The sequence below is a fragment of the Microbacterium sp. K41 genome (assembly GCF_004794395.1).
GTDB classification, from domain to species: Bacteria; Actinomycetota; Actinomycetes; order Actinomycetales; family Microbacteriaceae; genus Microbacterium; species Microbacterium sufflavum.
In genome coordinates, this window is the sequence record NZ_SSDO01000436.1 from 1 (window position 1) to 12,568 (window position 12,568).

The window sequence follows — 12,568 nt, forward strand, 5'->3', positions numbered from 1 at the left end:
CTTCGGCTATGCGGTGAGCGACGAGCGGCGCGGCACGTCGAACAGCGCGTCGTCGCTCACCGCATAGCCGAAGCCGGGCGCGAAGCCCGAGAACGCGACCCGCCAGTCGGCCGCGAGGTGACGCGCGACGAGCTCTTCCGCCGACACCCCGAGCAGCGTCGCCGTCTCGTCGAGGTCTTCCCCGTCGTAGCGCACCGGCACCTCGACCTCGCCCGCATCGGGGAGCTCGGCGGCGTCGACCTCGGTCGCGGCGAGCACCCCGGCGAGCGCGGCGGCCGTGGTGCGCAGCGGGTCGTAGCGCACCAGCACCGTGCGCGCGCCGGGGATGCGCTCGACCACGCCGGGCACGCCGTCCCACGCGAGGTTGAGCCGCATGGCCTGTTCGAGGTCGTCCGCCTCGACCAGGAGCGCGCCGTCGGAGGCCGTGAGGATGCGCATCAGACCCGGTACTCCGCATCGGGCACGTCGGTCACGAACATGTACCCGGGGGCGTGCGTCACGGCGAACGGCGGCTTCGACGCCATGATCGCCGCCTGCGGGGTCACGCCGCAGGCCCAGAACACGGGGATCTCGCCGTCGCGCAGCTCGGGGGCGTCGCCGAAGTCCGGGGTCGACAGGTCGGTGATGCCCAGCGAGGCCGGGTCGCCGATGTGCACGGGTGCGCCGTGCACGGCCGGCGTGCGGGCGGAGATCTGCACGGCGTCGGCCACGCGGTCCGCGGGGATCGGGCGCATCGACACGACCATCTCGCCGCGCAGCCGTCCGGCCGGCGCGCAGTCCACGGCCGTGCGGTACATCGGCACGTTGCGCCCGAGCTCCTGGTGACGGATGGGGATGCCCGCCTCGACGAGACCGGTCTCGAACGTGAAGCTGCAGCCGATGAGGAACGCGACGAGGTCGGGCTGCTCGGCCCACGCGGCCGTCGCGTCGGTCACCTCCTCCGCGAGCTCGCCGTCGCGCCAGATGCGGTAACGGCCGATGTCGGTGCGGATGTCGCTGCCCGGCGCCAGCCGTGACTCCACCTGGCCCTGCTCGATCACCTCGAGCACGGGGCAGGGCTTCGGGTTGCGCTGCGCGTACAGCAGCGTCTCGAACGCCCAGTCGGCAGGCACGGCGATGAGGTTCGCCTGCGTCAGTCCCGGCGCGACGCCGCTGGTGGGCGCGGAGTGTCCCGCCCGGTGCGCGGCGCGGGCGGCGCGCGCAGCGGTGAGCTGGTCGGTGGTGGCGAGCACGGACATGTCAGACTCCGGCGAACGGGGCGATCGTGATGCCCTCGGCCTGCAGCAGGCGCTTCGTCTCGGCGGCCATCGCGACCGAGCCGGGGCTGTCGCCGTGCACGCAGATGGACTGGGCGGACACCGCGACGTCGGTGCCGTCGATCGCCCGGATCACGCCCTCGGCGGCGAGGCGCACCATGCGCTCGGCGACCGCGGTCGGGTCGTGCAGCACGGCGCCCTCCTCGGTGCGCGACACGAGCTGTCCGTCCGGCTGGTAGGCGCGGTCGGCGAAGGCCTCGGCGGCCACCGCGAGCCCCGCCCGCTGCGCGACGTCGAGCACCACGCCTCCCGCGAGCCCGAGCAGCACGAGCGAGGGGTCGACCGCACGGATCGCCGCCACCACGTCTTTCGACTGCCGCTCGTCGCGGGCGATGGTGTTGTAGAGCGCGCCGTGGGGTTTGACGTACGAGACCCGACCGCCCACCGCGGCCGCGAGCCCCAGGAGTGCGCCGAGCTGGTACTCGACGTGCGCCTGGAGCGTCGCGGAGTCGATGTCGACCTTCGTGCGCCCGAAGTTCTCGTAGTCGCGGTAGCCGGGGTGCGCGCCGATCACGACGCCTCCCGCCACGGCCGCAGCGAGCGTCTCGCGGATGCCCTCGGGGCTGCCGGCGTGGAAACCGCACGACACGTTCGCACTCGTGACGATGCGCAGCATGCTGGCGTCGTCGCTGACGATCCGGTCGGGGACGTTCTCGCCGAGGTCCGAGTTCAGGTCGATGGTCGCCATGTCGTCACGCTCCGATTCCGAGGAAGGCGAAGATGGGGCCGATCGAGACGGCACCCATGTACCAGGTGAGGGCGGTCACGACGGTACCCGCGATCAGCAGCCACATCGGGTACTTCCGGTCGCCGAGCAGGTCGCGCCGGAACCAGCCGATGTACATGAACACCGTGAGGCCGATCGGCAGGATCAGGCCGTTGAAGCCGCCGACGAACACGAGGATCGCCGCGGGGGCCGTGCCGATCGCGAGGTAGACCCCGAGCGAGACGACGATGAAGGCGACGGTCGCGAGCTGCAGGGGCCAGCCGCCGTGCAGCTTCGCGGTGAACGTCGACAGGAACGTGGCCGAGGTGTAGGCGGCGCCGATCACGGAGCTGATCGCGGCGGCCCAGAAGATCGCGCCGAAGATGCGCAGACCCGCGTCGCCCAGCACGGCGCCGAACGCCTGCCCGGCCGGGTTCGCGGCCTGCGACGAGAGGTCGAGTGCCACACCGGAGGCGACGACCCCGAGGATGGCGAGGAACAGCACGTACCGCATGATGCCGGTGACGAGGATGCCGTTGGCCGCGGCGCGCATGACGGGCTTCGCGTACTGCGGGCCGACGTGGCCGGAGTCGAGGTAGCGGTGCGCGCCGGAGTAGGTGATGTAGCCGCCGACGGTGCCGCCGACGATGGTGGTGATGGTGGCGAAGTTGAGCTGGTCGGGCACGAACGTCTGCCGCAGCGCGTCGCCGATGGGCGGCTGGGCGATCAGGGCGACGACCACGGTCATCACGATCATGCCGATGCCGAGGACGATGAGCACGACGTCCATCACCCTGCCGGCCTTCTTCACCAGGAAGATGATGATCGCGAGCGCCGCGGTGAGTGCGCCGCCGATCTTCGCGTCGATGCCGAGCAGGGCGTTGAGACCGAGGCCACCCCCGGCGATGTTGCCGATGTTGAACGCGAGGCCGCCGATCACCACGAGCACGGCGATGACGTGCCCGGAGAACGGGATGGCGCTGTTGGCGAGCTCGCCGGCGCGCTTGCCCGAGGAGGTGATCATGCGCCAGATGTTCAGCTGCACCGCGATGTCGACCAGGATCGACACCAGGATCGCGAACGCGAACGCGGCCCCCATCTGCGCCGTGAAGGTGGCGGTCTGCGTGATGAAGCCGGGCCCGATGGCGCTCGTGGCCATGAGGAAGATGGCGCCGATGACGGCACTGCGTCCCGCGCGCTTCTTCGCGTGGGCGGCGCGGGCCTCGTCCTCCGGGGAGAGGGCGGCGGTGGACTGCTCGGACATAGGGGGGTCCCATCGTCGTTGGTGGGTGTCGGATCGAAACCCAGTGTAGAACGGACAGACACCGATTGTTCAACAATCATGTTTCCGTCGTGCTACAGCGCGATTGCCGTCGTGTGATTCCCGCCGAGACCCGATCCCGGCCCGCCGCCCGCCCCGCACCTACGATGAAGGCATGAACCAGCAGGGCCCGCTCGCCGACGTGCTCCGTCAGCTCATCATCGACGGCGACGTCGCCCCCGGCTCCCGCCTGTCGGAGTCCGCCCTCGCCGAGCGCTTCGACGTGTCGCGCAACACGCTCCGCGAGGCGTTCCGGGTGCTCGCGGAGCAGGGCCTGGTCGAGCACGTCCCGCACCGTGGGGTCTCCGTGGCTTCCCCGTCGATCGCCGACGTGATCGACATCTATCGCGCCCGCCGCATCATCGAGTGCACGGCCCTGCGCCAGTCCGAGCCGGAGCACCCCGCCGTGCAGCGCATGAGGGAGGCGGTCGCGGCCGCCGAGGCCGCCGTGGCCGGCGTCTCCCGCGACGACGCCGCCGCGTGGCGCACGGTCGGCAGCGCGAACATGGCGTTCCACGTGGCGCTGGTCGACCTCGCCGACAGTCCGCGCCTGGCTCGCACGTACCGCAACGTCGCGGCCGAGCTGCGTCTGGCCTTCTTGAAGATCGACGACCCGCGGGCGCTGCACGAGCCGTTCGTGCGCAAGAACCGCGCCGTGCTCGACACCTTCCTCAGCAGGGGCGCCGAGGCGGGCGCCGCCGAGCTCGAGCGCTACCTGGTGCAGTCCGAACGGGTGGTGCTCGGCGCGTTCGCGCGCATGCACCTGGACTGACGCACCGGGCACCGAGGTCAGGCGTTCGGGTCGGGCCGGAGCGCCCAGGTGGCCCGGGGCCGGGGCTCGCCGGTCCGCGGCGGCACGTCGAGGGGCATCGGGGCCGCCGGTTCCGGCAGTCCGTAGCGCCGGTGCAGCCAGCGCCGCGCCTCCTCCAGCGGATACGTGTCTCCGAAGACGCAGTACTTCACGAACACGCCCTCGAGGGTGCTGCGGAGCATGACCTCCTCCAGCGCGGGGTCGTCGGCTCCGCGCGCGCGGAACACCTCGCGCACAGCGTCCTCCGCCGCGGTCGCCGCCTCGGCGTGACGCTGCTCCGATTCCGCGAAGAGCCGGTGCGTGGAGGGCTGCTGCTGCATCGCGAGCACGGCGCGCTGGAGCGGCATCGCGAACGCGGTGGCCATGAGGGCGCCGTCGATGATCGCGGCCAGCATCTCGTCGGGGGTGCCGTCCACCCGCGCGAGCCCGAGCACGGTCTCGAACCAGCGGTCGATCACCGCGGCGACCAGCTGCTCCTTGCCGCCGAAGTGGTAGTTGACCAGGCCCTGGGCGACGCCGGCTCGCGAGGTGATCTGGGCGATGCTGGCACCGGCGACTCCGCGCTCGCTGAAGACCGCGATCGCCGCCTGCAGGATGTTCTCGCGGGCGCGCTCGCGCGCCTGGCGGTTCTGCTCGTCGGTTCGGGCCATGCGGCGACCACCTCCCGGGGTCACAAGAATATCGCCGCTCCGTGTAGCGTGTATGTTGAACGTCTGTTCAGTTCATGCGTTCGCGGGGTTCGCCCCCACCCGACGCACGGGTGCATCCCTGGCCATGAGGGGGCGTCAGGGCCGCACCCGTGCGCGCGTCAGGCCGAGCCGCGCACCACGAGCTCGGTGGGCAGGATCGTCGTCTGCGGCGGGTCCTCGCCTGCCAGCCGCGACAGCAGCACGCGGGCCATAGTCTCGCCCTGCGCATACATCGGCTGGCGCACCGTGGTGAGGGCCGGATCGGTGCTGACCGCCACCGAGGAGTCGTCGAAGCCGACCAGGGCGATGTCCTCCGGCACCCGCACCCCCGCCGCGCGCAGCGCCGTGAGCGCTCCGCGTGCCATCAGGTCGCTCGCCACGAAGATCGCGTCGGGACGACCGGACGCGAGCAGCCGACGAGCCGCCTCCGCACCACTCGCCTCGCTGTAGTCGCCCTCCTCCTCGGCGCACGGCGCGAGACCCGCATCCGCGAGCGCATCCCGGAAGCCCTGCACGCGGTCGGTCGAGGAGATCATCGACAGCGGACCGGAGATCGTGGCGATCCTGGAGCGCCCGATGTCGATGAGCCGCTGCGTGGCCACGCGCGCCCCGGCCACGTTGTCGACATCGACCACGTAGTCGCCCGCGCTGCGGCGAACCGGCCGCCCGCCGAACACGACCGGGACCGCATCGGCGATCCGGTCAACGAAGCCGTCGCTCGCATGGTGCGACACGATGAGGGCGCCGTCGACGCCACCGTTGCGCACGAAGCTCGTCATCTTGTCGCCGGGGTCGTCGCTCGCGATCAACAGGTTGAGCAGGTAGTCGGAGCTGCCGAGCGCCCCGGTGATCCCGGCGACGATGGCCGCGAAGAACGGGTCGCCGAAGAACCGCGTCGTGTCTTCCGGCACGATCAGCGCGATCGCGTGCGTCTGCCGAGAGGCGAGAGAGCGGGCCGCCCGGTTGGGCACGTAGTTGAGGTCGTCGATCGCGGCGCGCACGGCCGCGAGGGCCTCGGGGCTCACCGCCGTCGAGCCGTTCACGACCCGCGACACGGTCGAGCGGGAGACACCCGCCGCGGCCGCGACCTCTTCGATGGTCGCCCTGGGCGACATCACCGCACGCTCTCTTCCATGGCCCTATTGTCGACCACGCGATGCCCCGCCGGAGACCACGGATCGCCGGGCGACGCCGCGCCGCCCGCCCCGATCAGGCCCTGGCCGGCTCACCGGGGACGGGCGCCAGCTCCCTGGCCGCGATGATGCGACGGTACTCGTGCGCCGAGTCCTTCAGCGTGCGCTCCTGGGTGTCGTAGTCGACGCGCACGATGCCGAACCTCTTGTCGTAGCCCCACGCCCACTCGAAGTTGTCGAACAGCGACCAGTAGAAGTAGCCGCGCACATCCACGCCCGCCTCGACCGCATCGAGCACGGCGTTCAGGTGCAGGCGCAGGAACTCGGTGCGGTCGGCATCGTGCACGCGCGTCTCACCGTCCTCCACCACGGGCTCGTCGTCGTAGGCGGCGCCGTTCTCCGTGACGTACAGCACGACCCCGGCGGGCTCGGCGTACTCGGCCCACACGCGCTGCAGCAGTCGCGTGAGCCCCTCCGGCTGCACCTCCCAGTGCTGCGCCGTGCGGGGCAGCCCGCGCTCGACCGCGTGGATGCCGTCGCTCGACGGATACGGGCTGCGCGTGGGTCGGGAGGTCGCCGGGCCGCCCTCCTCGGCGGTCGCGGTCGTCGCGGGCGCCGTGCCGGAGACGAGGTCGCCGTGGTAGTAGTTCACGCCCTGCGTGTCGATGGGCTGCGCGATGGTCTCGAGGTCGCCGTCGTGCACCGCTGCCTCGAACCGCGCGACCGCCTCGGGGTCGACCGCGCGGATGTCCTCGACGACGTCCGCCGGGTAGGAGCCGCGGTAGATCGGGTCGAGGAACCAGCGGTTGAACTGCCCGTCCAGGCGCCGGGCGGCATCCACGTCGGCGGGGTTCTGCGGGTCGGCGGGGTCGGCGACGGTGTGGTTGAGCGTGATGCCGAGGTTGAGCGACGAGTCGCGCCCGCGCAGCTCCTTCACCGTGGCGCCGTGGGCGAGCAGCAGATGGTGCGACGCGAGCAGCCCCTCCGCGATGCTGGTGTGCCCCGGCGCGTGCTCGCCGCCCGTATAGGAGAGGAACGACGAGCACCACGGCTCGTTCAGCGTCGTCCACACGTTCACGCGGTCGCCCAGCGCGTCGTGCACGGTGCCCGCGTAGTCCAGGAAGCGGTCGACGACGTCGCGGTTCGTCCATCCCCCGCTCTCCTGCAGGGCCTGCGGCAGGTCCCAGTGGTACAGCGTGAGCCAGGGCAGGATGTCGGCCGCGAGCAGCTCGTCGACCAGGCGGCTGTAGAAGTCGACGCCCGCGCGGTTCACGGCCCCGCCGTCGGGCCGCACGCGCGACCACGACGTGGAGAACCGGTACGTCTGCAACCCGAGGTCCTTCATGAGCGCGACGTCCTGCGGGTACCGGTGGTAGTGGTCGCACGCCACATCCCCGTTGTCGCCGCCGACCACCGCGCCGGGCTCGCGCGCGAACGCATCCCAGATGGAGGCGGTGCGCCCGTCTTCGAAGGCGGCACCCTCGATCTGGTAGGCCGCCGTCGCCGCGCCGAAGAGGAAGTCCGAGGGGAAGGCACGCGTCATAGGGGTCATCCTTTCACCGCGCCCGCCATGATGCCACTGACCAGCTGCCGTCCCGCCGCCACGAAGAGCACGAGGAGCGGGAGGGTCGCGAGCACCGCACCGGCGAGCACGATCGAGTAGTCGATGTAGTAGCCCGACTGCAGCTGGCTGAGGGCCGTCTGCAGCGTGGGGTTCTGAGGGGAAAGCACGATCAGGGGCCACAGGTAGTCGGTCCACGCGGTCATGAACGTGAACAGGCCGAGGATCGCCATGGCCGGACGGGCGGCGGGCACCCCGACCGTCAGGAACGTGCGGAACTGTCCGGCGCCGTCCATGCGGGCCGCCTCGATGAGCTCGTCCGGGATCACGTCCACCAGGTACTGCCGCATGAAGAACACCCCGAACGCGGTCACCAGGGTCGGCACGATCACCGCGCCGATGGATCCGGTCCACCCGAGCTCGCGCATCAGCATGAACAGGGGGATGATGCCGAGCTGCGTCGGGATCGCCATGGTCGCGATCACGAACACCATCAGCCCGTCGCGTCCCCGGAACCGCAGCTTCGCGAAGGCGTAGCCGGCGAGGGTGGAGAAGGTGACGACCGAGAGCGTGATGATCGAGGAGATCAGGACCGAGTTGCCCAGTGCGAGCCAGAACGGGATCGCGTCGAACACCTTGGCCGCGTTCGCGAGGAAGTTCCCGCCCGGGATCAGCGGCAGCGTCTCCCCCCTGGTCGCGTTGGTGCCGCTGGCGACCACGAACGACCACCACAGGGGGTAGGCGCTGCCGAGCACGAAGGCCGCGAGCAGCCCGTAGGTGAGGAATCCCGGGCGGCTGCCGATGCCGGCGGTGCCGGATGCGGCGCCCCGACGGCGGCGGATGCGCTCCGGGACGCTGAGGGCCTGCGTGGCGGTCATCGCGCCTCCTCCTTGCTGGTGCGGGCGCGACGGCGGGCCGCGCGGTTCTTCGGGGCGTCGCCGGTGGAGATGCGCCGCGAGACGAGGAAGTTGATCAGGCCGATGCCCACGATGAGCAGGAACAGCAGGATCGCGACCGCGGAAGCCTCACCCAGGTTGCGCCGGAAGAAGGCCAGCTCCCACAGGAAGAGCACCGTGGTCTGGAACTGCCGGTCGCTGCCGCCGATGCCGCCCGCGGTGGAGACGTCGAACAGCCGCGGTTCCGCGAAGATCTGCAGGCCGCCGATCGTGGCCGTGATGATCACGAAGATGAGGGTGGGGCGGATGGTCGGGATCGTGATGGAGAAGAAGCGCCGCGCAGATCCGGCGCCGTCGAGCGCGGCCGACTCGTACAGGTCCCGCGGCACGGCCTGCATCGCGGCGAGGAGGATGAGGGCGTTGTAACCGGTCCACCGGAAGTTCACCATCACCGCGATCGCGATGTGCGACAGGACCGTGTCGTGCTTCCACTGCTGATCCGCGATGCCGATCAGGTTCAGCAGGTTGTTGGCCAGGCCGTCCGCCTCGTTGAAGATGCTCGAGAAGATGATGGCCACCGCGACCGGGGTCACCACGAACGGGATGAGCACGCTCATGCGCCAGAACGTCGGGGCGCGCAGACCGCGGTCCAGCAGGTAGGCGATCAGCAGGGCGACCGCGAGCTGCGGGATCGCGGAGAGCAGGAAGATGCTGAGCGTGTTGCGGATCGAGTTCCAGAACATGCCGTCGCCGAGGATCTCGACGAAGTTGCCGAGCCCGACGAAGTCGCCCTCCCCCTTCAGCAGATCCCACTCGTGCACCGCGACCCACACCGTATAGAGGAGGGGGAACAGGCCCACCAGCCCGAACAGCAGGAAGAACGGCGAGATGTAGAAGTACGGCGACGCGTTCTGGTCGAAGCGGGAGAGGCGGTGCCGCCAGGGCCGCTTCGCACCGGTGTCGGCGGGCGGACGCTGCGACGACGCGGGCACCGTGTCGGGGCGGTCGTGCGTGAGTGTCATGGGGTGTCCTCGTTCGGTGGGGGCGCCCTTCGTCTCGCTCGGCTCGCTCAGGAACCGGAGGCACCGGTTCCTGAGCGAGGAGCGCCGGCGACGAGACGAAGGACGCCCCGAGTGATCAGCCGACCAGCTCGTTCAGCAGGCCGATGGCCTGGTCCCACGCGCCCTGGGTGTCGGTCTCGCCGCGGTCGAGGCTGCTGAGCGCCGGACCGAACACGTTCTCCTGGATCACGGAGTCATCGGCGCCCTTGAACTGCGCGACGACGCCCTTGGCACGCTCGGCGAGGATCGCCCCGGTCGGCGCGTCGTTGAAGAACGCGTTGGGGGTGGCGTCTGCGGCGAGGGTCTCCTGCGCCTTCACGGTCGAGGGGAAGTTGCCCGCGGCGGCGGACTGCTTCACCTGCTGCTCGGGCTGCGTGAGCCAGTCGGCGAGCTCGGCCGCCGCCTCCTTGTGCTGCGAGGTCTCCGGGATGGAGAGGAACGCACCACCCCAGTTGGCCGCGCCACCGGGGAACACGTCGGCGAAGTCCCAGCCGGTCGAGGCGTCGCCGCCGCCGGCCTCGATCTGCCCCTGCACCACGCCGAGCATCCAGCCCGGGCACACGAACGTCGCGAAGGTGCCGTCGACGAACGACTTGCCGCCGTTCCAATCCCACGCGGTCTGCGCGGCGGACTGGCCGCCTTCGGTCGCGGCGCCCAGCAGCTCGAAGCGCTTCTTCAGCTCGTCGTTGCCCTCCACGTTGAGCTCGCCGTCGGCGGTGTAGTAGCCCTCGTCGAGTTGGTTGACCATGGCGTTCCACACGAAGCCGGAGTGGTCGTACCAGGCCTTGCCGGTCTTGGCCGTGTAGTCGGCGCCCACCTGGAAGTAGTTGTCCCAGTCGCCGTTCAGCAGCTCGGCGACGGACTCGCGGTCGCTGGGCAGACCGGCGGCCTCGAACGCGGCACCGTTGTAGCAGATGCCGCTCGGGCCGATGTCGGTGCCGTAGCCGATGACGCGGCCCTCGGCGTCGGTGGCCTGGCCGTACTTCCAGTCGACCCAGTCGTCCTTGCGGTCCTCGATGCCGTAGTCGCGCAGGTCGACGAACGTGTCGGACACGTCCATGATCGCGCCGAGCCAGCCCTCCTCGATCGCCACGATGTCGCTGAGGCCGGAGCCGGCGGCGATCTTGGTGAACGCGTCGGTGCGGGCGTTGCCGCCGGTGTCGATGTTGGTGGCCTCGATCTTCACGTTCGGGTGCGCCTTCTCGTACTCGTCGTAGAGGTCGTCGTAGCCGAAGGTGCCGAACGTGGTGACGGTCAGCGTGATCTCCTCGTCGGCGCTGCCGGCGTCACCGCCGCCGTTGCCGCCGGAGCAGCCGGCGAGGGCGAGGGCGGCGACGGATGCCAGGGCGACGGGCGCCAGGATCCGGGTGCGGGCACGTGTGTTCACAGTTCACTCCTTTGTGGGTGGTCGTGCGGTGTGGTGCATCGGGATGGCATGGGAGCGCTCCCACGGCCATGGTCTGCAACCATATGGGAGCGCTCCCACGGTGTCAAGCGCGGAAGCACCCGGGAAGGCGGCGTACCCTTGACCGGTGCCCGAAGCCACGCTCTCCCCTGCCCTCATCCGCGCCGAGTCGCTCATCCGCAGCATCCCCGACTACCCCGAGCCCGGGATCGTCTTCCGCGACATCACCCCCCTCCTGGCCGACGCCGAGGCGCTGAGGGTCACGACCGAGGCGATCATCGAGCCCTTCGCCGGGCAGTTCGACGTGGTCGCGGGCATCGAGGCGCGCGGCTTCATCCTCGCCGGCGCCGCCGCCATCGCCGCCGGGGTCGGGCTCATCCCCATCCGCAAGGCCGGCAAGCTCCCCCGTCCCGCCGCCTCGGTGGACTACGCCCTGGAGTACGGCACCGCCACGATCGAGATGCACGACGACCTCCCGGCGGGCTCCCGCGTGCTGCTCATCGACGACGTGCTCGCCACCGGAGGCACCCTCGCCGCGGGCCGACAGCTCGTCGAGCGTCTGGGCAGCCACGTCGCCGGGATCTCCGTGCTGTTCGAGATCGACGGCCTCGGCGGCCGCGACGCGATCGGCGACCTGCACACCGTCTTCCACTCCGCCTGACCCCGCGGGGAGCGCCGGTGCGAGGGCAGTAGACTGGGGGCGCCCGTCCGCCCGCGACTCCTGGAGCCGTCATGCCCACCATCGTCGTCGACGTCATGCCCAAGCCCGAACTGCTCGACCCCCAGGGGAAGGCCGTCTCCGGCGCTTTCGCCCGCCTGGGCGTGGACGGCTTCACCGACGTGCGCATCGGCAAGCGCTTCGAGCTCACCGTCGATGGCGAGGTCACCGAAGAGGTGCTCGCCGAGGCGAAGCGCCTCGCCGACGAGGTGCTCTCCAACGCCGTGATCGAAGACGTCGTCGGCATCGAGGTGGCCGAGTGACCACGCGCATCGGGGTCGTCACCTTCCCCGGCTCGCTCGACGACGTCGACGCACAGCGCGCCGTCCGCCTCGCGGGCGCCGAACCCGTCGCCCTGTGGCACGGCGCACACGACCTCGAGGGCGTCGACGCCCTCGTGCTGCCGGGCGGTTTCAGCTACGGCGACTACCTGCGCGCCGGGGCCATCGCCGCCCTCTCCCCGATCATGACCGAGGTCAAGGAGGCCGCCGCGAAGGGCCTGCCCGTGCTCGGCATCTGCAACGGCTTCCAGATGCTGGTCGAGGCGCACCTGCTGCCCGGCGGACTGATCCGCAACAACCACCAGCACTTCGTGCGCCGCGACCAGCGCCTCACGGTCGAGAACGCCGACACCGCGTGGACGAACGCCTTCCGCACCGGCCAGGAGATCGTCATCCCGCTGAAGAACGCCGACGGCGGCTACATCGCCGACGAGCAGACGCTCGACCGCATCGAGGGCGAGGGCCTGGTGGCGTTCCGCTATGCGGGCGTGAACCCGAACGGCTCGCTGCGCGACATCGCCGGGCTCACCAACGAGGCGGGCAACGTCGTGGGGCTCATGCCGCACCCCGAGCACGCCACCGAGCCGGGCTTCGGCCCCGACACGACCGCGGCCATGCGCAGCGGCGTCGACGGCCTGGGCTTCTTCGCGAGCGCGATCGCCGCGGTCGC

General features: G+C 70.9%; 14 protein-coding genes. 4 read left to right on the forward strand and 10 right to left on the reverse strand.

Features of this window, described 5'->3' with window-relative positions; translation table 11 throughout:
• Positions 1 to 6: 6 nt before the first annotated feature.
• The 4 genes from DW309_RS13655 to DW309_RS13670 are packed head-to-tail and all read right to left on the reverse strand — an operon-like array spanning position 7 to position 3,286.
• Positions 7 to 438 (reverse strand): carboxyltransferase domain-containing protein, encoded by a 432-nt coding sequence (locus DW309_RS13655; RefSeq protein ID WP_136045682.1) that lies wholly within the window; start codon positions 436 to 438, stop codon positions 7 to 9.
• The gene (locus DW309_RS13660) at positions 438 to 1,238 is read right to left on the reverse strand and encodes a putative hydro-lyase (RefSeq protein WP_136036120.1); all 801 of its coding nucleotides are present in this window, start codon (positions 1,236 to 1,238) and stop codon (positions 438 to 440) included. The genes DW309_RS13655 and DW309_RS13660 overlap by 1 nt, the downstream gene beginning before the upstream one ends.
• A gap of 1 nt (position 1,239) precedes the next feature.
• On the reverse strand, positions 1,240 to 2,004 hold the full coding sequence (locus DW309_RS13665; RefSeq protein ID WP_136045683.1) for a LamB/YcsF family protein: 765 nt from the start codon (positions 2,002 to 2,004) through the stop codon (positions 1,240 to 1,242).
• A gap of 4 nt (positions 2,005 to 2,008) precedes the next feature.
• Positions 2,009 to 3,286, reverse strand: coding sequence for an NRAMP family divalent metal transporter (locus DW309_RS13670; RefSeq protein WP_136045684.1), 1,278 nt, complete (start codon positions 3,284 to 3,286; stop codon positions 2,009 to 2,011).
• A 172-nt stretch (positions 3,287 to 3,458) separates the two neighbouring features.
• On the opposite strand from DW309_RS13670, the gene DW309_RS13675 reads away from it, so the two are divergent.
• Positions 3,459 to 4,115, forward strand: coding sequence for a GntR family transcriptional regulator (locus DW309_RS13675; RefSeq protein WP_136032803.1), 657 nt, complete (start codon positions 3,459 to 3,461; stop codon positions 4,113 to 4,115).
• 17 nt (positions 4,116 to 4,132) lie between these two features.
• Here DW309_RS13675 and DW309_RS13680 read toward each other — a convergent pair whose 3' ends face one another.
• The 6 genes from DW309_RS13680 to DW309_RS13705 form a co-directional block, all read right to left on the reverse strand.
• Positions 4,133 to 4,804 (reverse strand): TetR/AcrR family transcriptional regulator, encoded by a 672-nt coding sequence (locus DW309_RS13680; RefSeq protein WP_136032801.1) that lies wholly within the window; start codon positions 4,802 to 4,804, stop codon positions 4,133 to 4,135.
• A gap of 158 nt (positions 4,805 to 4,962) precedes the next feature.
• A complete protein-coding gene (locus DW309_RS13685; protein WP_275090546.1) occupies positions 4,963 to 5,961 on the reverse strand; it encodes a LacI family DNA-binding transcriptional regulator in 999 nt (332 codons plus the stop codon).
• Between the two features lie 91 nt (positions 5,962 to 6,052).
• Complete coding sequence (locus DW309_RS13690) at positions 6,053 to 7,519, reverse strand: GH1 family beta-glucosidase (RefSeq protein ID WP_205812777.1); 1,467 nt, start codon at positions 7,517 to 7,519, stop codon at positions 6,053 to 6,055.
• A gap of 5 nt (positions 7,520 to 7,524) precedes the next feature.
• Complete coding sequence (locus DW309_RS13695) at positions 7,525 to 8,415, reverse strand: carbohydrate ABC transporter permease (RefSeq protein ID WP_136032796.1); 891 nt, start codon at positions 8,413 to 8,415, stop codon at positions 7,525 to 7,527.
• Complete coding sequence (locus DW309_RS13700; RefSeq protein WP_136036124.1) at positions 8,412 to 9,455, reverse strand: carbohydrate ABC transporter permease; 1,044 nt, start codon at positions 9,453 to 9,455, stop codon at positions 8,412 to 8,414. Before DW309_RS13700 ends, DW309_RS13695 begins: the two co-directional genes overlap by 4 nt.
• Before the next feature lie 115 nt (positions 9,456 to 9,570).
• Positions 9,571 to 10,881 carry an ABC transporter substrate-binding protein gene (locus DW309_RS13705; RefSeq protein ID WP_136032792.1) on the reverse strand — a complete coding sequence of 437 codons (1,311 nt, stop codon included), beginning with the start codon at positions 10,879 to 10,881 and terminating at the stop codon, positions 9,571 to 9,573.
• Between the two features lie 145 nt (positions 10,882 to 11,026).
• On the opposite strand from DW309_RS13705, the gene DW309_RS13710 reads away from it, so the two are divergent.
• The 3 genes from DW309_RS13710 to purQ all read left to right on the forward strand — a co-directional run.
• Positions 11,027 to 11,560 (forward strand): adenine phosphoribosyltransferase, encoded by a 534-nt coding sequence (locus DW309_RS13710; RefSeq protein ID WP_136032790.1) that lies wholly within the window; start codon positions 11,027 to 11,029, stop codon positions 11,558 to 11,560.
• Positions 11,561 to 11,631: 71 nt separating this feature from the next.
• The gene (gene purS / locus DW309_RS13715) at positions 11,632 to 11,880 is read left to right on the forward strand and encodes a phosphoribosylformylglycinamidine synthase subunit PurS (protein WP_136045686.1); all 249 of its coding nucleotides are present in this window, start codon (positions 11,632 to 11,634) and stop codon (positions 11,878 to 11,880) included.
• The coding region (gene purQ / locus DW309_RS13720; RefSeq protein WP_136045687.1) for a phosphoribosylformylglycinamidine synthase subunit PurQ at positions 11,877 to 12,568 on the forward strand (692 nt) is incomplete at its 3' end. The genes purS and purQ, both read left to right, overlap by 4 nt.